General features: G+C 71.4%; 13 protein-coding genes and 1 riboswitch. Of the genes, 3 read left to right on the forward strand and 10 right to left on the reverse strand.

The features are described 5' to 3' along the window. Nucleotides 1-7 precede the first annotated feature (7 nt). The 5 genes from G537_RS0102830 to G537_RS36115 form a co-directional block, all read right to left on the reverse strand. Nucleotides 8-799 carry an ABC transporter ATP-binding protein gene (locus G537_RS0102830; RefSeq protein WP_026868816.1) on the reverse strand — a complete coding sequence of 264 codons (792 nt, stop codon included), beginning with the start codon at nt 797-799 and terminating at the stop codon, nt 8-10. Then, nucleotides 799-1,827 carry an iron chelate uptake ABC transporter family permease subunit gene (locus G537_RS0102835; protein WP_026868817.1) on the reverse strand — a complete coding sequence of 343 codons (1,029 nt, stop codon included), beginning with the start codon at nt 1,825-1,827 and terminating at the stop codon, nt 799-801. Before G537_RS0102835 ends, G537_RS0102830 begins: the two co-directional genes overlap by 1 nt. Continuing rightward, entirely contained in the window at nt 1,824-2,597 is a 774-nt protein-coding gene (locus G537_RS0102840; protein ID WP_081688576.1) for an ABC transporter substrate-binding protein, read from the reverse strand. Before G537_RS0102840 ends, G537_RS0102835 begins: the two co-directional genes overlap by 4 nt. A gap of 206 nt (nt 2,598-2,803) precedes the next feature. Then, nucleotides 2,804-4,699 (reverse strand): TonB-dependent receptor plug domain-containing protein, encoded by a 1,896-nt coding sequence (locus tag G537_RS0102845; protein WP_026868819.1) that lies wholly within the window; start codon nt 4,697-4,699, stop codon nt 2,804-2,806. 102 nt (nt 4,700-4,801) lie between these two features. Then, nucleotides 4,802-4,997, reverse strand: a riboswitch (cobalamin riboswitch). Continuing rightward, a complete protein-coding gene (locus tag G537_RS36115; protein ID WP_081688577.1) occupies nt 4,992-6,008 on the reverse strand; it encodes a LysR substrate-binding domain-containing protein in 1,017 nt (338 codons plus the stop codon). Its footprint overlaps the riboswitch before it by 6 nt. Before the next feature lie 122 nt (nt 6,009-6,130). On the opposite strand from G537_RS36115, the gene G537_RS0102855 reads away from it, so the two are divergent. Then, a complete protein-coding gene (locus tag G537_RS0102855; protein WP_026868820.1) occupies nt 6,131-6,754 on the forward strand; it encodes an FMN-dependent NADH-azoreductase in 624 nt (207 codons plus the stop codon). A gap of 183 nt (nt 6,755-6,937) precedes the next feature. Here the strand turns inward: G537_RS0102855 and G537_RS0102860 are convergent, their stop codons facing one another. Further along, nucleotides 6,938-8,431 carry a CoA-acylating methylmalonate-semialdehyde dehydrogenase gene (locus G537_RS0102860; RefSeq protein WP_026868821.1) on the reverse strand — a complete coding sequence of 498 codons (1,494 nt, stop codon included), beginning with the start codon at nt 8,429-8,431 and terminating at the stop codon, nt 6,938-6,940. 160 nt (nt 8,432-8,591) lie between these two features. Here G537_RS0102860 and G537_RS44915 point away from each other — a divergent pair, with 160 nt between their 5' ends. Then, entirely contained in the window at nt 8,592-9,317 is a 726-nt protein-coding gene (locus G537_RS44915; protein ID WP_026868822.1) for a hypothetical protein, read from the forward strand. A 20-nt stretch (nt 9,318-9,337) separates the two neighbouring features. After that, entirely contained in the window at nt 9,338-10,123 is a 786-nt protein-coding gene (locus G537_RS44920) for an APH(3'') family aminoglycoside O-phosphotransferase (RefSeq protein ID WP_026868823.1), read from the forward strand. Nucleotides 10,124-11,008: 885 nt separating this feature from the next. Here the strand turns inward: G537_RS44920 and G537_RS36120 are convergent. The 4 genes from G537_RS36120 to G537_RS36130 form a co-directional block, all read right to left on the reverse strand. Further along, entirely contained in the window at nt 11,009-11,200 is a 192-nt protein-coding gene (locus tag G537_RS36120) for a YnbE family lipoprotein (protein ID WP_034850369.1), read from the reverse strand. Nucleotides 11,201-11,220: 20 nt separating this feature from the next. After that, nucleotides 11,221-14,346, reverse strand: a complete 3,126-nt coding sequence (locus G537_RS0102880; RefSeq protein ID WP_026868824.1) for an intermembrane phospholipid transport protein YdbH family protein — start codon at nt 14,344-14,346, stop codon at nt 11,221-11,223. 67 nt (nt 14,347-14,413) lie between these two features. Then, complete coding sequence (locus G537_RS36125) at nt 14,414-15,838, reverse strand: MFS transporter (RefSeq protein WP_051247731.1); 1,425 nt, start codon at nt 15,836-15,838, stop codon at nt 14,414-14,416. A 117-nt stretch (nt 15,839-15,955) separates the two neighbouring features. Beyond that, nucleotides 15,956-18,478: a cation:proton antiporter gene (locus G537_RS36130; protein ID WP_051247733.1), complete on the reverse strand. Its 2,523-nt coding sequence runs from the start codon at nt 18,476-18,478 to the stop codon at nt 15,956-15,958. Nucleotides 18,479-18,525: the final 47 nt, after the last annotated feature.

The raw sequence follows: 18,525 nt of genomic DNA on the forward strand, positions 1-18,525 counted from the left end.
GGATTCGCTAGCGAGGACCGTCCGACACCGGGATGCGGGCCCAGGGCAGGACATAGCCGACGCCGTCACGCTCGCCGCGCTGCACCTCCACCGCATAGGCGCGGCGCAGGTGGTCGTCGGTCAGCACCGCCTGCGGCGGGCCGTCGGCCAGGATGCGGCCGTCCTGCAGCAGCACCAGCCGGTCGCAGAACCGGCCGGCCAGCGCCAGGTCGTGCAGCACCACCAGGATGCCGGCGCCGGCCCGGGCACGGTCCTGCAGCAGCTCCATGATCTGCAGCTGGTGGAACGGGTCCAGCGCCGCGACCGGCTCGTCCGCGAACAGCATCGGCGCCTCGACCGCCAGCGCCCGGGCGAACAGCACCCGCATCCGCTCGCCCGCCGACAGCGTGCCGACCGTGCGCAGCCGCAGATGCGCGGCATCCGCGGCCTGCAGCGCCCGCGCGACCGCGTCGTGATCCGCCGCCGACATCCCGCCCGGGAAACGGCGATGCGGCAGCCGGCCCAGCGCGACCAGGTGGTCGGCCCTGAGCGGCCACTGCACCTCGTCGCCCTGCATCAGCACCGCCAGGCGCCGCGCCAGCTCATCGCGACCGAGCTGCCGCACTGACCGGCCGTCATAGCGGACCGCGCCCGCATCCGGCGCCTGCAGGCCGGCGAGCACGCGCAGCAGCGTGGTCTTGCCGGCCCCGTTCGGTCCGATCAGCCCGACCAGCTCACCCGGCGCCAGCGCCAGGTCGATCCCGGCCAGGATCGGGCGGCCGCCGAGGGCGAGGTGAAGATCGGTCGCGTCGATCCGCATCAGGCGCTCCGCCGCAGCCGCCAGATCAGGCCGAACAGGAAGGGCGCGCCGATGATCGCGGTGACGACGCCGAGCTTCAGCTCCGGCTGCATCCGGACCAGCCGCAGCCCGGTATCGGCCAGCAGCAGCAGCACGGCCCCGCCGAGGCCGCTGACCGGCAGCAGCCGCCCCGGCCGGTGCCCGACCAGGGGGCGCAGCAGATGCGGCACCACGAGGCCGACGAAGCCGATCGCGCCGGTCACCGCCACCGCGCTGCCGACCGCCAGAGCGGCTCCGGCGATCAGCTGCAGCCGCAGCCGGCCGAGGTCGAAGCCGAGGCTGGCGGCGGTGTCCTCGCCCAGGGTCAGCGCATCCAGCGCCCGCGCCCCGGCCAGGATCAGGGCCCAGCCGGCGAGCATCGGCGGCAGCACCAGCCAGACATGGTCCAGGCTGCGGTCGGCCAGGGATCCCATCAGCCAGAACACGATCTCCAGCGCCGCGTAGGGGTTCGGCGACAGGTTCAGCGCCAGCGCGGTCAGGGCGCCGGCGGCGGCGCTGATGGCGACGCCGGCGAGGATCACGGTCGTCGTGCCGGCGCCGCGCCGGGCCAACGCCAGCAGCGGCAGGGTCCCCAGCACCGCCCCGGCGATGCCGCCGAGCGGCAGGGCCAGGGCGAAAGCGCCGGCGAGGCCGGAATAGAACGCCAGCACCGCGCCGAGCGCCGCCGCGGCCGAGACGCCGATCACCCCGGGGTCGGCCAGCGGGTTGCGCAGCAGCCCCTGCATCGCGGCGCCGCCGAGGCCGAGGCTGAACCCGACCAGGAGGCCGAGCAGCGCCCGTGGCAGCCGCAGCTCGACCAGCACCAGCGCCGGAAGCGACGGGCGCCCGGACAACAGGTCCCCGGTCGCGGCCACCAGATCGAGGGGCGCATAGCCGGTGACGGCCGACCCGGCGAGGCAGGCCAGCATCGCCACGGTAAGGCCGACGACCAGCACCGGGTAGGACGGCGCCGTGGCGTGACCGCGCTTGGCGTCGGTATCGGCAGTCACGGCCCCTCCCCCTCCGCCTCGCGGGCCGCGGCGGCGATCAGGGCGGCGGCCTCGGCCACGTCGGGGCCGGCGCAGCTCCACAGCCGCGAGGGCACCCGGACCACGCGCAGGTCCGGCAGGGCCGCCAGGATCGGGTGGTCCAGCATCGCCTCGCCCAGGGACGGCGCCCCGTTCTCCGGCTGGTTCAGGATCAGCAGCCGCACCCCGGCCATCGCCACGCTCTCCAGCGGGATCTCGCCGGCCCCTTCCAAGCCGCGCTCGGCGGCCAGGTTGCGGACGCCGGCGAGGCGCAGCACCTCGTCGATCAGCGAGCCGCGGCCGGCGGTGAAGCCGTTCGGCTGCAGCACCACGGCGAGCGGGTGCGAGACTGGCCTGCGGATCGCCGCGAGACGGCCGTCCATCGCCGCGATCATGCGCTCGCTGCGCTCCACCTGGCCCAGCGCCGCCGCCACCGTGCGGATCTGGGCGCGGATGCCGTCCACGCTCTCCGGCACTCCGATCTCCAGGATCGGCAGCCCCAGGCGGCGCAGCAGCGCCACGGAGCCGCCCGCGGCGAAGCTCCCGACCACGACCAGGTCAGGGTCGAGCGCCGCGACCTCCTCCGCCATGCCGTGATTGACCGGCACCGTCGCCGCCTCGGCTGCCACCGCCGAGTTCTCCGGGTCGCGGGCCAGCCAGGTCACCGCCCGCACATCGGCGCGGTCGGCCAGGCGCAGCACCAGCGCGTCGGCGCAAAGATTCAGCGAGACGACCCGATGCGGCCGGGCCATGGCGGGCGACGCGAGGCCCAGCACGGCGGCCAGGAAAAGTCTCGTCGACCAGAGACTCAGGCCCCTCTTTCTGTCATGCCCGGGCTTGACCCGGGCATCCAGAGGATGTCGAGACCTCCTGGATTGCCGGGTCAAGCCCGGCAATGACAGCCATGAGAGATACCTTTGCTCTCGGCCGGGGCATCCGATGATCTTGAGCATCGCGATCAGAAGCTGACCTTCATGCCGAGATAGCCGGCGCGCCGGAGCGAGCCGTAGGTCCAGACCTCCTCATAGGCCTCGTCCAGCAGGTTGTCGATCCGGCCATAGACCTGCACCCTGTCGCTCACCTGATAGGACGCCGCCAGGTTCACCAGCGTATAGCCGTCGAGCGTCGCCGGCGACGAATTGTAGGCCTCGTCGAAGGCCAGGTCCTTCTGCGGGCCGTTGTAGTCGATGCCGAGATTGACGGTCGCCGCGCCGTCCAGGAACCGGTAGTTGATGTCGAGGCTGGCGATGTTCCGCGGCCGGCGCACCAGCTCCGCCCCGGTCGCGTCCTGCGCGTCGGTGTAGGTGTAGGCGGCGCGGACGGTCAGGTCGTCGATCGGGATCACCGACACGCCCAGCTCCACCCCGCGCGCGGTCGCCGTGCCCGGCAGGTTGGCCGAGCCCTGCCCCGAGCCGACGATCAGGTCGCTGATGCGCTGCTCGAAATAGGTCGCGTCCAGCACCACCCGGTCGCCCCAGACCTCTTGGTCGAAGCCGGCGTCCCAGCCTTCCGCCCGTTCCGGCTTCAGGTTCGGGTTACCGCGGTAGGTGTTGGTGAAGCCGTACAGCTCGAACAGCGTCGGGTTCTTCACCCCGGTGCCGTAGGAGGCCCGCAGCTTGGTCCCGGTGGCGTCTATCCGGTAGGCCGCGGTCAGGCGCCAAGTGGTGGTGTCGCGGAACAGGTCGTTCAGGTCGTGCCGCATGCTGCCGGTCAGGAACAGGCTGTCGAACAGGCCGAGCTGGTATTGCCCGACCAGACCGGTCGAGCCGATGCGGCGGCTGAAATCGGCGAAGCCGCTGTCGCTGTCGGCCTGCTGCTCCTCATGGTCGACGGCGAAGGTCAGGCGGTGCTCGGCCGGCAGCAGCGCCTCGGTGTCCAGCGACAGGTTGGTCTGGTAGTCGATGCGGGTCGTCTTTCCGCGATAGCTGCTGGTGACGATGTCGTCGCCGTCGCGGTAATCGCGGCTGTCGTCGACATAGGACAGGCCGACGACGTGCTCCCACCGCCCGTCGAGCAGCTTGAGCCTGCCCTGGATGCGGCCGAGGAAGGTCGAGCCGTCGACGTCGTCCCTGCTGTCGATGGCGCCGAGGCCGCCGGCGAAGCCGTCGAGATCGGTGCGGAAGCGGGTGTAGCGGCCGATCACGTCGATATCGACCAGCTCGCTCGGGTGCAGCCCAATCTTCGTATAGACCGTGCCGTTGCGGGTGCCGTCGGCCTCGCTGCCCCGGCGGGCCGCCGAGGTGCCGTCCGTGAGCAGGCCGGCCGCGCCGAGCAGGACATCCAGATCGTCGTCACCGCCGCTGACCGAGGCGTGGCCGCGCACCGTGCCGTAGCCGCCGCCCTCCAGCGAGGCGGTGCCGCCGACCGGCCCCTCGCCGCGCCGGGTGACGATGTTGACCACGCCGCCGATCGCGTCCGATCCGTAGAGCGCGCTCTGCGGCCCGCGCAGCACCTCGATCCGCTCGATGTCGTCGGCCATCAGATGGGCGAAGTCGAACTCCGACTCCGAGGACGGGTCGTTGACCTCGACCCCGTCGATCAGCACCAGCGTCTGGTTGCTCTCGGAACCGCGGATGCGGATCTGGGCCGACTGGCCCAGCGGGCCGGTGCGGTTGACGGCGACGCCCGGCACCGTGCGCAGCACGTCGGAGACCTGGCGGATCTGCCGGTCCTCCAGCTCCTGCCGGGTGATGACGGTGACGGCGCTGCCGACCTCCGCCGCCGGGGTCGGCACGCGGTTGGCGGTGACGACGATCGGCTCGAGGGTCAGCGCGGACGGCGGCTCCTGGGCCGCGGCGGGCACGGAGACGCCGGCCGCCAGGACGGTCAGGATGCAGCGGGACGGGACGGACATGGAGACCTCTGGGGACACGCCTGTGGCACGTCACCGCGAACGCTGTCTCCCCGGCCGCCGCCGGTTCGGCAACCACCAGGACACCCCGCCCGGCGTGCTCGCGCGTGACCACGGATGACGGCAGGTCTCCTGGCTCGCGGGTCGTCGCCGTTCCGTCGCCTTCCCGGGGCCTGAGAGACCCAGTGGCTTCATGACGGAGGACTCGCCGCTCACAGTTGCGGGGACAGCCGCAGCCTTGGGCTTGGCCCGCACTGCGTTCCCTTTTGATCCCGAAGGAACCGTCGCGGCGAAGCTAGTGGGCCGCCGGCCGCGCCGTCAACAGCGCATCGAGGCCGAGCGCGGCGGCGTTGGCGCCGGAATCCGCATAGGGCGGCAGGCGGTTCTCCTCGCGCAGCTCGCTGTCGCAGATCGCCACCATCCGCGGCACCCAGCGCACCACGTGGTCGACCAGGGCCCGCACCGCCGGCACCAGGCCGCGACGGGAGGCGAAGACCGCCTGCACCTCGCCCTCCGGCACGCGCCAGTCCAGCAGCACATGCTCCAGCAGCCCGGCCTGGACCGCCGGCCGGCAGATGTAGTCCGGCAGCAGCGCGGCGCCGAGCTCGTCGATCGCGGCCTGGCGCAGCGTGAACATGTCGTCGCTGGCCAGCCGCGGCGTGTGCGGCACCGAATGTGTGGCGCCGGCGGCGTCTGCCATGGTCCAGACATGGCGGCCGTCGGCGCGGTGCAGGTCGAGCGTGCCGAGGCGGATCAGGTCGACCGGCTCCACCGGCCGGCCGACGCGGTCCAGCAGCGCCGGCGCGGCCACCACCACGGACCGGGTCTGGGCCAGCACCCGCACCACCACATCGGACGGCTCGATCGGCGGCTTGCGCACGCGGAAGGCGAGGTCCACCCGCTCCTCGATCACGTCGACGCGGCGGCCGGTCAGCTCCATCGAGATGCGCACCGCCGGATGGGCGGCGAGGAAGCTGTTGATCAGCGGCGCGATCATGGTCTGCGCCAGGATGTGCGGGCAGGTGACGCGGATCAGCCCGCTCGGCTCGGACCGCGCCTGGGCCACCGCCTGCTCCGCCGCCTCGGCCTCGGCCAGGATGGTCTCGCAATGGCGCAGGAAGCGCTCGCCGACATCGGTCAGCGACAGCCGGCGGGTCGAGCGCTGCAAGAGCCGGACGCCGAGCCCTTCCTCCAGCGCCGCGATGCGGCGGCTGAGCCGCGACTTGGGCAGGCCGAGCGCCCGGCCGGCGGCGGTGAAGCCGCCCAGCTGCGCCACCTTGGCGAAGAGACGGAGGTCGTTGAGGTCGAGCATGGCCATCACCGGCGTATTGTGCGCGTGGATAGAACGATCCATCGCAGATTCAATGGCTACAGCCTGATTGGCTCCATCCGTAAATGCAATGCCGATTCATTGGCAACAGGAGGGGTCCTCTCGTGAAGATCCTGCAGATCGATTCCAGCCCGCTCGGCGACGCCTCGGTGTCGCGCCAGCTCACCCGCGCCACCGTGGACGCATGGCGGGCGCAGTACCCGCAGGCCGAGCTGGTGTATCGCGACCTCGCCGCCGACGCGCCGGCGCATCTCTCGGCCGAACGCCTGGCCGTGATCAAGTTCGGCAAGGACGCCGAGCTGACGCCGGTCCAGGCCGAGGAGCGGGCGCTGATCGACGAGATCGTCGAAGAGTTCCTGTCGGCCGACGTCGTGGTGATCGGCGCGCCGATGTACAACTTCACGATCCCGACCCAGTTGAAGGCCTGGCTCGACCGGCTGCTGCAGGCCGGCCGCACCTTCCGCTACGGCGAGACGGGCCCGATCGGCCTGGCCGGCGGCCGCAAGGTGATCGTCGCCTCCTCGCGCGGCGGCATCTACACCGCGGGGCTGGAGGCGCTGGACCATCAGGAGGCCTATCTGCGCACCGCGCTCGGCTTCATCGGCGTCACCGACATCCAGTTCGTGCGCGCCGAGGGCGTGTCGATGGGCCCGGAGCACCGCGAGCGCGCCATCGCCGAGGGCCATCAGCAGGCGAAGGCCTCTCCGGCCCTGGCCGCGGCGGCCTGAAGGCGGCGCCCGGTTCTCATTTTGCCTCTCCCGCTTGCGGGAGAGGTCGGGGACGCAAAGCGGCTCCGGGTAAGGGCGTTCGTCGAGGTCTGCGCCAACCCTCACCCGGTCTCGCTGCGCGAGCCCGACCTCTCCCGCCCCGCGGGAGAGGTCACGCGCTTTCGCCCAAACGGACCGGAAGGTTCACCGCATCACCGGCATGGTGAACTCCGCTCCGCCCTTGATGCCGGTGGGCCAGCGCTCGGTCACCGTCTTCAGCTTGGTGTAGAAGCGCACCCCGTCCGGCCCGTACATCCCGAGATCGCCGAAGGCCGAGCGCTTCCAGCCGCCGAAGCTGTGGAACGCCATCGGCACCGGGATCGGCACGTTGACGCCGACCATGCCGACATTGCAGTTGCTGACGAAGGTCCGTGCCGCGTCGCCGTCGCGGGTGAAGAGCGCGGTGCCGTTGCCGTATTCGTGCCTGTTCACGAGGTCCAGCGCGGTCGCGAAATCCGGCGTCCGCACCACCGACAGCACCGGGCCGAAGATCTCCTCCTTGTAGATCTTCATCTCCGGAGTCACCTGGTCGAACAGGCAGCCGCCGAGGAAATAGCCGTTCTCGTAGCCCTGCAGCTTCAGGCCGCGGCCGTCGACCACCAGCTTCGCCCCCTCCTGGACGCCGAGATCGACGTATGAGCGGACCTTGTCGTAGTGCTGCTTGGTGACCAGCGGCCCCATCTCGGCCTCGGGGTCGGTGCCCGGGCCGATCTTCAGCGCCCGCACCTTCGGCTCCAGCCGCTCGATCAGCTTGTCGCCGACATCGCCGACCGCGACCGCGACCGAAATCGCCATGCAGCGCTCGCCGGCCGAGCCGTAGCCCGCGCCCATCAGCGCGTCGACCGCCTTGTCGAGATCGGCATCCGGCATCACCACCATGTGGTTCTTGGCGCCGCACAGCGCCTGCACCCGCTTTCCGTGGGCCGCCGCAGTCGCATAGATGTACTCGCCGATCGCGGTCGAGCCGACGAAGCTGACCGCCGCGACGCCGGGATGAGTCAGCAGCGTGTCGACGGCGACCTTGTCGCCGTGCACCACGTTCAGCACGCCCGGAGGGGCGCCGGCCTCGATCAGCTTGGCCGCCAGCCAGTTGGCGGCGGACGGGTCCTTCTCCGACGGCTTCAGCACGAAGGTGTTGCCGCAGGCGATGGCGATGGAGAACATCCACATCGGCACCATCACCGGGAAGTTGAACGGCGTGATGCCGGCGCAGACGCCGACCGGCTGGCGGATCGAGAAGCTGTCGATCTCGCGCCCGACATTCTCGCTGAACTCGCCCTTCAGCAGGTGCGGGATGCCGCAGGCAAACTCCACCACCTCGAGCCCGCGCTGGATCGATCCCTTTGCGTCGGACAGCACCTTGCCGTGCTCCGACGTCACGATCCGCGCCAGCTCCTCGATGTTCTCCTCGATCAGCTGCTTGAAGCGGAACATCACGCGGGCGCGCACCACCGTCGGCGTCGCCGCCCAGGCGGGCAGCGCCTTCCGGGCGGCGTCGATGGCGGCGCCGACCTCCTCGGCCGAGGCGAAGTCGACACGGCCCGAGACGTCGCCGGTCGCCGGGTTGAACACGTCGCCGGCACGGCCGCTGCGGCCAGGCACGGCCTTGCCGTCGATGAAGTGATGGATCGAACCCAAGGCTGCGCTCCTCCAGAACAGAATTCTTTCTCGCCGACAGTCGGAAGCGCCCGAATTGCCGCGCCCGTCGCGACGGGCTTGGCGGCCGGGGCGCCGCTGTCGTAACTACCGCCATGCTACGGCGGCCCGGACCGCCGTCAAAGCGTCAGGATGGGGTTGCATGGGTCTCGGTCTCTACGATCCGGAACGCCGCTACCGGCGGCGTGTCTGGGGCGCGATCATCCGCGTCTTCTTCTCGATCACGGTGCTGGTCGTGGTGGCGGCCTTCGCCTATCAGATCGGGGTCGAGCGGAACCGCGGGCAGATCACGACGCTGCAATCCCAGGTCGCCGGCCTGACCCAGGACAAGAGCCGGCTGGAGCAGGAACGCGTGCAGCTCCAGGCCGCCGCCCAGACGGCGCAGATCCAGTATCGCGAGCTGATGGCCCGGTTCGAGCGCGAGGTGCCGACGGGGGTCTATCGCGAGTTGGCCGACAAGGTGGCACAGCGGCTGCAGAGCGGGCTCGACCCGCAGCGTCTGGCCTTCTACATCGACCAGGCCTCGGCGCCGCGCGACTGCAAGCCGGGCGAGAGCAAGCGCTTCATCCTGCCGACCCAGAACGCGACAGGATCCAACAGCTCGGTCGCCTTCGCCAACAACACCATCGCGGTGACCGGCCGTGGCGAGGGCGCCGTGGACGAGAGCGGCAAGGCGCAGGCCTGGTTCGATCCGGCCAAGTCCGTGACCGTCAACTTCCGCGGCATCGACGGCAAGCAGGCCACCGCCACCGGCGTCCTGCCCATGTTCCAGACCATGGTTCTGGGCGACAAGGAGTACCGCTTCAGCCTGGTCGAGGGCGAGCGCAGCTTCGTCCGCGTCACCAGCGAGGTCTGTGCCTTCCCGTGAGCGGGCACGACCACGACCTCCTGCCGCGCCTGCCCGCGGGGCGCGAATGGACCCCGGTCCGCCGCGGCGAATCCGGCGACCGCGTCTACCGGCGCAGCGACGGCGCCGCCTTCGCCAAGGTCTCGACCGGACCCGGCGCTGCGCTCCTGGACGGGGAGCGCCGCCGCATCGACTGGCTCGCCGGCTCCGGCCTCGGATCGCCGGACGTGCTCGACTGGGCCGCGTCGGACGGCGCCGCCTGCCTGGTCATGAGCGCCGTGCCCGGCGTGCCGGCGAGCGAGCTGACGGCGCCGGAGCTGGCCCGGGCCTGGCCGTCGATCGCCGAGCGCATCAAGGCCCTGCACGCCCTGCCCGCCGCCGACTGCCCCTTCGACCGCGGCCTGGCGAGGATGTTCGCCCGGGCCGAGGACGTGGTCGGTCGCGACGCGGTCAATCCCGACTTCCTGGCCGAGGAGGACCGGGATGTCCCCTCCTCCGCCCTGCTCGACCGCGTGCGGGCGGAGCTGCCGCGGCGCCTGGCGCAGGAGCGGGCCGACCGCGTCGTCTGCCACGGCGACGCCTGCATGCCGAACCTGATGGTCGACCCGGAGACGCTGCGCTGCGTCGGCCTGATCGATCTGGGGCGGCTCGGCACTGCCGACCGCTATGTCGACCTCACCCTCCTCCTCGCCAACGCGCGCGAGACCTGGAGCGGGCCGGAGCAGGCGCAGGCCGCCCATGACCGCCTGTTCGAGATCCTCGCCCTCCCCCCGGACGAGGGCCGGCTCGCCTTCTATCTCCGCCTCGATCCGCTGACCTGGGGGTGACGGCCCTGATCGGCCTGGGAGGAAGGTGAATCGACTTGCCGAGCATGGCCGGGAACGGTTGCTCGTGGTGAACTTATGCTCCGGGACGAGCGCCCTACCCACTTGTAGAAACCAAGCTTTCGAGCACATCATTCGGAAGAGGTATGACTAGCTAGTTCCTAAAGCCACTGTATATTGATTAAAATTTTTGCTTCCATAGCGCCAAACATACTATAGATCTCAATATGACAACTCATCTTCATCTGGAAATCGATATTTCTTCCGAACCAATATCTCAATTCCTAACAGGAAGTGAAATAGAATATCGATTTTCCGTGAGAATCAGCAGGGCATTTTCAAAAATCAATGAAATTAGACACTCCGAATTTATGTCATTTTTTTTGGAAGAAAGGAATATTATCTAATATTTGATAACGACTCAGCGTCCCGCCCCTTCAATATCATTGTCCCCATTGAACAGCCGCTCCTCCTTACGATCGTTCATTCCCTCCTGGTAAAGAATGACGCAACGCAGACCCAGCGGGACCGGCTCTTGGCAGTCTTCAGGGAATGCGATTCCGCCGCCCATCCCGATCCGGAAAGATACGTCCGGGACCGAGTAGGCGGGGAATTTCCGAAGGACCTGTTCCGCGTCCCAGTGTCGTTCTCGCTGCTGCGGACCGGGGCCAAGAAGGAGCACATCGACGAACGGGAGGCGATACTCAACCGCTACCGTCAGGGCCTGCCGTCCTCGGGAGACACCGTTGCGTATATGAAGTTGGACGCGACGGAGCTTGTCCGATTCGTCCCGCAGACAGGACATGGCGCAGCAGGCCAGACGTCCGCTGCGGGTCGAAATCTCCGGCTGCCGGTCAAGGTCTGAGCCGGGTCACGGATCCCGGCGTCCTACGGCTCCGCCGGATTCTTGCCGACGACCTTCTCCAGCTCGCGGTCGACCTGGACCTTGACGTCCTGCTCGACCCGGACGTTCAGGTTGATCTCGATCGGCTTGTCCGGCGGCTCGACCCGGATCACCGGCGAGCAGGCGCCGAGCAGCACGGTAAGGCAGAGGCCGGCGGCGCGGGATCGGTCGGTCATCTGGGCTCGGTCTCTTCTCGTCAGCACGGCGGCTCGGCCCGGCTTCCCAGCCGCTCCAGGTAATAGTCCCGGATCCGGTCGCCGATCCGCGCCAGCGCCAGGCTGCGCCGGGCGATGGGGTACAGCGCGCCCGACAGATTGACGTTGAGCGCGATCGGGAAGCCGCCATAGAGGTCGGGGTTCGAGCCGCGCACCGCCAGCTTCACATTCGCCTCGCCGTCGCTGCGGCCGTCCAGCGTCGCCCGCAGCGACTGATACTGGAAATTGCGCAGTGCCGTCATCAGCGTGTCCATGCCCGGTTCGGCGGCGGCCGCCGCCTTGATCTCGTCCGGCGCCGACGCGCCGCCGTAGCGGATCTCGCCCGGGCCGCGCGTCGCCAGCACGCCGTTCTCCACCACGATCGTGTCGCGGTCGAGGCGGAACGGGATGGTGCCGTCGACGATGCCGGTGGCCCGCACGTCGTTGAGCCCGGCCGCCGCCACGGCGCGGGCGAGGTCGAGCCCCTCGATCCGCAGCACCGAGGGCCGACGACGGCCGGAGCCGCCCTCGACCGTGATCTTCGCCCCGGTCCAGTCGAGCGCCAGCTGCCGCAGGTCGACGCCGCCGGTCCGGCTCCAGCCGAAGCGGGCGTCGAGATCGGTCAGCGGCGGCATGTCGTCGTCGACGAGGAAGCGGCCGATCCTGACCCGCTGCCCCGCCGGCAGCCGCAGCGGCGAGAAGCGGTCGAGCCGCAGCTCGGCGGTGGCGTCCTCGGCCCGGCCCCAGGGCGTGCCGAAGGCGGCGTTGCGCAGCCTGAGGCCGATCGCGGTCTCCGCGGCGCTGCCCCAGGCGATCCGCCCGCCGCCCTCCATCCGGCCGGCGACGCAGGTCAGCGGCAGCCCCGCCAGGGCCGGCACGACATCCTTCGGCTGCAGCCCGCGCCGGCGGAACCGCACCGGGTCCAGCACGAGGTCGAGGCCGCCGTCGCCGGTCGTCAGATCGTGCTGTCCGGTGCCGGTGGCGCGGGCCCGGCCCCGCGGGTCGGTCAGCTCGGCCTCCAGCGACAGGATGTCGGTGGCGGCGTCGAGCCGGCTGCGCATCCTCGCCTTCATCGGCACCACCGGGTCGCCCTCGATCGCCAGCCGCGCGGCGGTGAGGTCGGCGTCGAACGGGATCGCCGCGCCCGGCACGACCGCGACCTCGGCATCGACATCCTCCACCGACAGCCCGGCATCGGGCAGCGCCAGCTTCCCGTCGGCCGCGGTCAGGCGGTAGCTGCCGTCGGGCTGGGCCGGGGCGATGGCGAGGACCGGCGTGGTCGCGGTCAGCCGGGTGGCGTCGGCGCCGGCGCCGATCGACAGGTCCAGCGCCAGCGCCGGCACCGCGGCGCGCACCAGCGGCGGCCGGTCGGAGTCGAGATCCGTCTCCAGCAGCGGCCGGCCCCCGGCGTCCGGGCACAGCAGCGCCGCCGCCGGCCGGGCCAGGCGCAGCCGTGGCGTGAAGTCCTGCGCCGGCACGTCCAGCGACAGGCATTCGCCGTTCACCGGCCGCACCGTCAGGTGCTGGCCGACGGTGTCGACCCGGACCGTGCCGCGCGCCGTGGCATTGCCGCCCTCCTTGCCCGGCAGGCCGATGGCCGAGCTGCCCGACAGCGTCGCGGTCCAGCCGGCGTCGGTGGTCTCGCCCGTGACCGTCATCGGGCCGGGGTCGATGGTCAGGCCGATCGCCTCGAAGGGGTCGAGGTCCAGCACCGCCTCCGGCACCCGCACCTTGGCCTGGCCGGCATCGTTCAGCCCGAGCTCGGCGTCGATCGAGCCGGCGACGTCGAAGCCGGCGACATTGCCCTTGGTCGCGCCCGCCAGCCGCGTCCACCAGGTGTCGCCCTCGCGGCTGAACTCCAAGCGCTGCGGCCCGCCGTCGCCGGGCAGCCAGTCGAGATCGACCGACAGCTTGCCCGAGGCGAAGCGGCCCGCCACCTTCCACGGCCGGCTGCCGGCCAGGGTCAGGGTGCCGCCGGACAGGTCGATGGTGGCGCTCAGCTGCCCGGTCTGCAGGGCTACGCCGGTGCCGGCCTGGACGCCGTCGGTCGAGACCCGGAGGAAGCCGTCGGCCAGCAGCTCCGGCAGCTCGTCGAGGCTGGGCAGCCCGGGGGTGCGCAGCGTCAGCCAGGCGTTGACATTGGCCTTGCCGGTCACGCCGCCCTCGAAGCCCAGGGCCGGCGCCACCGCCCCCAGATTGTTGGCCGCGACCTGCAGCGCCAGGTTGGTGCCCTCACCCTGCGGCGCGCCCTGCACCTGCAGGCCGACGCTGCCGTCCCCCGTGCCGATCTTGGCGCCGATGATCAGCTGCTGCAGCCGCTGCAGCGTGCCGTGGCCCTGCACGCCGAAATCGCGGAACCGGGCGGCGCCGCGCTCGACCTCCGCCACCGTCAGCGCGCCCTGGATCTCGCCGCTGCTCTCGCGTTCGCCGCCATAGGCGATCCAGCCGCTGACCCCGTTCAGCGCCAGCTGGTCCGACCGGAAGCTGGCCTGCTCCAGCTGCACGCCGCCATAGATCTGGCCCTGAGGCGTGTTGGTCAGGTCGAACTTGGCCTGGGCCACGCCGCCGGCGCCGGCCGGGCGCAGCCGCCCGCTCCACACCAGCCGGCCCAGCTCGTTCACCGCGCCGTCGGCCTCGACCGGCGTGCGGATCCGGCCCCAGGGGGTGTCGACGACGATCGTGCTGTCGCGCACCGAGATGGTCTGGAACGGGATCTGGGTCAGCCCCCCTCCTCCGCCCTCGCCGGAGCTTCGGGTCAGCACCTCCATCCGTGGCAGGTCCAGCGTGCCCGAGCGGTCGATGCCGAGGCGGATCGAGACGCCGGAGAGCGCGATCGAGGACAGCCGGCCTTCGCGGATCAGGGTCCAGGGGTTGAAGCCGAGCGAGATGCGGTCGATCTGGATCCGCCCGTCCGCCACCGCGACGCCGCCGATCTCGGCCGAGCCGAGATCGACGCTGGACACGGTCAGCCGCTCGACCGGCACGCCCTCGGCCCGCAGGCGGGCGACCGCCTCCGTCTCGACCCAGCCGGGCAGCAGCCAGCGCGCGGCGATGGCGAGCCCGACCAGGGCCGTGAGCAGACTGGAGATGCCGATCGCCCAGCGGCGACGGGGAAGGAATCGCGCCATCCCGCCACTCTAGCCGAGACGGGGCGCCGGGACATCGTGCCGCTCGCGCCCGCCGCCGGGCGCAGGCTCAATAGGACGGCGACGGCTCCGCTTGTGGCGCGGCGCGGCAGGCCGTGCGCGACAGCAGCACCGCCGCCGCCAGGGCCATGGCGAGGAAGGCGGCGCTCCCCGCGCCGAAGGCCCAGGCATAGCCGTCGACGGCGTCCGGCCGGGTCGCGGCGACGGCCATCAGCGCGGCCAGCCCGACCGTCGGCCCCAGCTCCATCGCCGTGTTCATCACCCCGCCGGCGAGGCCGGCCTGCCGCTGCGGGACATTCATCGTCGACAGCACGGCGGAGCCGGAGAACATCAGCGACATGCCGGCGGCGAGCAGGACCATGCCCGGCAGCAGTCCGGCGGCATAGTCGGTCCCGCGGTCGATGCCGGCGAGCAGGCCCAGGCCCGCGGCCGCGGCGAGCAGCCCGGCGACGGTCACCCGCGCCGGGCCGAAGCGGCCGACCAGGGCGGGGGCGAGATGGTTCGCCGCCATCAGGGCGACGGCGAAGGGCAGGAAGGCCAGCGCCGTGGCGAGCGGCGACCATTCCCTCGCGCCCTGGAGGTACAGCGACAGCACGAACTCGATCAGGGCGGAGCCGGCGGCCGCGAGCAGCATCCCGAGCAGACCGACGGTCCGGCAGGGGCTCGGAACGAAGCCGGGCGGCAGCAGCGGATCGCGGACGATCCGCTCGACGCCCAGGAACGCGGCCAGCAGCGCGGCGCCGGCGGCCAGCGGCCCCCATACGGCGGCCGAGCTCCAGGGATGCTCGCCGCTCGCGATCAGGCCGTAGCTCGCCAGCACGATGCCGGCGGTGGCCAGCAGCGCCCCGGCCGGGTCCAGCCCCGGCCGGACGGCGTCGTCGGCCCGGTCGGCCGGCAGCACGCCGCGCACCGACGCCAGCCCGGCCAGCGCGACCAGGACCGGCACCGCGAACATCCAGCGCCAGGACAGCCAGGTGGTCAGGATCCCGGACGCGACGAAGCCCAGGATCGCGCCGAGCACCGAGACGCCGCCCCAGGCGGCCATGGCCCGGCCATAGGCCGCGGGTTTCGGGAACAGCGTGCGCAGCACCGCCATGGCGGCGGGCGCCGTCAGCGCGCCGCCGACGCCCTGGGCGAAGCGCGCCGCCACCAGCACCGGAAAGCCGGGCGCCGCCGCGGCGGCGAGGGAGGCGGCGCCGAACAGGGTCAGCCCGATGGCGAACATGCGCCGCCCGCGATAGCGGTCCGCCAGGCGCCCGCCGAACAGCAGCAGTCCGCTGAACGGCAGGCCGTAGGCCACCTGCAGCAGCAGCAGATCCGCCGACGTCAGGGCGAACTCCGCGGCGATCCTCGGCAGCGGCACCATGATCAGGGCGATGGTGAAGATCAGCGTCCCCTGCACCACCGCGAGGATGGTGAAGCCGAGCCTCGTCCTCGGCGGGGCCGCGTCATCGGACGATCGGTGTGCGGTCATTCCGTGTCTCCAGGGCATGGGGCCCGACCGGCCGGGCACCTGTCGACACATCATTCAATAAAACAATTGAATAATAAAGAGCGAAGCAGCCATCGGCACCACCGGGCCGGAGGCCTCTCAGACCGTCTCTTCTCCGAGCGCCGAGATGGTCCGTTCGGTCTCGGCGCTGCGGGCGCGGGCGACCTCGGTGATGGTGCGGCGCAGGTCGGGATGGGCGCTGGCCAGCGCCTGCAGGTCGCGCGCGGTCAGGGCCAGCAGCTTGCAGAAGGCGATGGCGGTGACGGTGGCGGTGCGGCGGCCGCTGATCAAGAGCGCCATCTCGCCGAAGAAGTCGCCGCGGCCGAGCCGGAACTTGCGCCCGCCGCGGCCGATCTCGACCGCGCCGGAGGAGATGAAATACATCGTGTCGCCGCGGTCGCCGGCCTGCACGATGGTCTCGCCCGGCACCGCGAAGATCGGCTTCAGCAGCTTGCAGATCTGCTCGATCCGCTCCTCCGACAGGCCCTGGAAGAACGGCAGGCGCCGCACCAGCTCGGCGGTGCCGAGCCCGAGGTCCAGCTGCGGCCGCCGCTGCAGCGTCTCGTACAGCCGGCCGACGTCGCGCTGCAGGTCCTCGTAGATCTCGCCGGTGATGAACTGCTGGTTGCGCAGCTCGTCGTATTCCGCCGATTCCAGCCGCAGCGCCGCCCAGCGCAGGAAGCGCTCGGACATCCGCCGCTCATAGTCCGGATATTGCAGCCGCAGCGCCTCGATCGCGGCGACGCAGGCGTCGAGCCGCGTGGTCAGCACGGCGTCGAGCGACTGCCACACCTCGGCGCCGAGCAGCCGGCGCATCTCGGCCTCGGCGTGGCGCTTCAGCATCTCGATCATCATCCGCGCCACCTTCAGCATCTCGAGGCGGTCGGCGATGCGGCTGGACAGCGGCCCCTCCCAGCCGGTGGTGCGCTGCAGCAGGATGGCCAAGCGGAAGCCGGGGCCGAAGCCGATGTTGCGGGATGCGGCGGCGAGATAGCCGGCGCGGCCGCCGGTCATCGCCCCGTCGTGCAGCCGGCCCACCTGGGCCAGCAGGTCGGCGGTGGTGCGGCGCGACATCAGCTTCTGGTCGAAATGCTCGACCACCAGGTCGCGCTCGCGGTTGGCCAGCGCCATCAGCCCCATGCGCTCGCGCTCCTTCGGGTCGAGCATGAAGGGCCGGCTGGCCAGGCCGCTGAGCCGGCTGCGATAGGCCTCGGCCGCCTCCTTCGCCACCTCCGGCGGCAGGTGCTGCTCCTCGGCGATCTCCTCGATCCGCTCGGCGATGCCCTCGCGCGCCTGGTGCAGGGCGCGGTCGCGCAGCGCCAGCTCGGTGGCGGAGAGCGCGTTGAGGCCGAGCGCACGCATGACGAGGCGCAGCGTGGTGGCGTTGACCAGCAGCGTCCACAGCACGAAGCCGGTGGCCAGCACCACGACGAAATGCGTCGCCTCGGTGCCCAGCAGCGGGTTCTCGCTGACCGCCAGGGCCAGCGCCAGGGTGACGGCGCCGCGCAGCCCGCCCCACAGGATCACGAGACGATAGGGCGTGCTGACCGGCTGCGAGACCTTGAGCCAGGTCAGGACCGGCAGCAGCCCCCACAGCACGATCGCGCGGGCGGCGAAGGCGGCGGCGATCAGCACCAGAAGCAGAAGCCCGTCCTCGACCGTGGCGTCGCGCAGGAACTCCGGCACCAGCATGGCGGCGAAGATGAAGATCAGGGTCGAGGCGCAGAAGCCCAGCAGCGCCCATACCTTCTCCAGCCCCTCCCAGCCCTCGGCCGAGATCCTGACCCGTCCGGTGGAGCCGACCACCAGCGCCACCGTCACCACCGCGACCACGCCGGAGACGTGCAGGTAGCGCTCGGCCACGACATAGGCGATGTAGGGCAGCGCCAGGGTGAAGGCGACCTCGGCCACCGGGTAGCGGTTCAGCGGCCGCATTACCATGAAGGCCAGGCGACCGGCGATGAAGCCGAACAGCCCGCCGCCGATGAAGAAGCGCAGGAACAAGAGCGGCGCGCCGCCGGCATCGGCCTCGCCATGGCCGGTGCCGGCACCGGCGGTCAGCAGCCCGACCAGCACGATGTAGAGGGTGATGGCCGCGGCGTCGTTCAGCAGGCTCTCGCCCTCGACCAGGATGGTCAGGCGCCGCGGCGCGCCGGCGTCGCGGAAGATGCCGATCACCGCCGCCGGGTCGGTGGTGGCGACGATGGCGCCCAAGAGCAGGCACAGCACGAGGCCGTGGCTCGAGGTGCCCCACAGCGCCACGCCGACCACCAGGCTGCACACCAGCACGGCGACCACGGCGAGGGTCAGGATCGGCGCCAGGTCGTCCATCATCCGCCGCACATCCATGTGCAGCCCGGCCTCGAACAGCAGGATCGGCAGGAAGATGTGCAGGATGGCTTCGGACCGGATCTCGCCGCCGGTCACCGCATGGGCGAATTCGGACAGCGGCCCGCCGCCGCCGATCGCGCCGGTGACGGTGGCGACGCTGCCGAGGGCGATGCCCAGCCCGGCGATCAGGACCGAATGCGGCAGCGACAGCCGGGTGGCGAGCGGCTGCAGCAGCGCGACCAGGACGAGAAGGACGGCGATGGCCAGCACGGCCAGGGCGATATCGGGCATGGGCTTCCATCGTCAGCACCGGGCGTCCCCCGCCCCGGCCCCGCGAT

Source organism: Inquilinus limosus DSM 16000, assembly GCF_000423185.1.
Taxonomy (GTDB): Bacteria; Pseudomonadota; Alphaproteobacteria; order DSM-16000; family Inquilinaceae; genus Inquilinus; species Inquilinus limosus.

What these genes read in the sequence shown, in the direction of transcription:
- G537_RS36125 (WP_051247731.1), bottom strand. Translation starts at nt 15,838, where the DNA reads ATGACCGCACACCGATCGTCCGATGACGCGGCCCCGCCGAGGACGAGG.
- G537_RS36120 (WP_034850369.1), bottom strand. Translation starts at nt 11,200, where the DNA reads ATGACCGACCGATCCCGCGCCGCCGGCCTCTGCCTTACCGTGCTGCTC.
- G537_RS0102840 (WP_081688576.1), bottom strand. Translation starts at nt 2,597, where the DNA reads ATGGCCCGGCCGCATCGGGTCGTCTCGCTGAATCTTTGCGCCGACGCG.
- G537_RS36130 (WP_051247733.1), bottom strand. Translation starts at nt 18,478, where the DNA reads ATGCCCGATATCGCCCTGGCCGTGCTGGCCATCGCCGTCCTTCTCGTC.
- G537_RS0102880 (WP_026868824.1), bottom strand. Translation starts at nt 14,346, where the DNA reads ATGGCGCGATTCCTTCCCCGTCGCCGCTGGGCGATCGGCATCTCCAGT.
- G537_RS44915 (WP_026868822.1), top strand. Translation starts at nt 8,592, where the DNA reads ATGGGTCTCGGTCTCTACGATCCGGAACGCCGCTACCGGCGGCGTGTC.
- G537_RS36115 (WP_081688577.1), bottom strand. Translation starts at nt 6,008, where the DNA reads ATGCTCGACCTCAACGACCTCCGTCTCTTCGCCAAGGTGGCGCAGCTG.
- G537_RS0102830 (WP_026868816.1), bottom strand. Translation starts at nt 799, where the DNA reads ATGCGGATCGACGCGACCGATCTTCACCTCGCCCTCGGCGGCCGCCCG.
- G537_RS0102845 (WP_026868819.1), bottom strand. Translation starts at nt 4,699, where the DNA reads ATGTCCGTCCCGTCCCGCTGCATCCTGACCGTCCTGGCGGCCGGCGTC.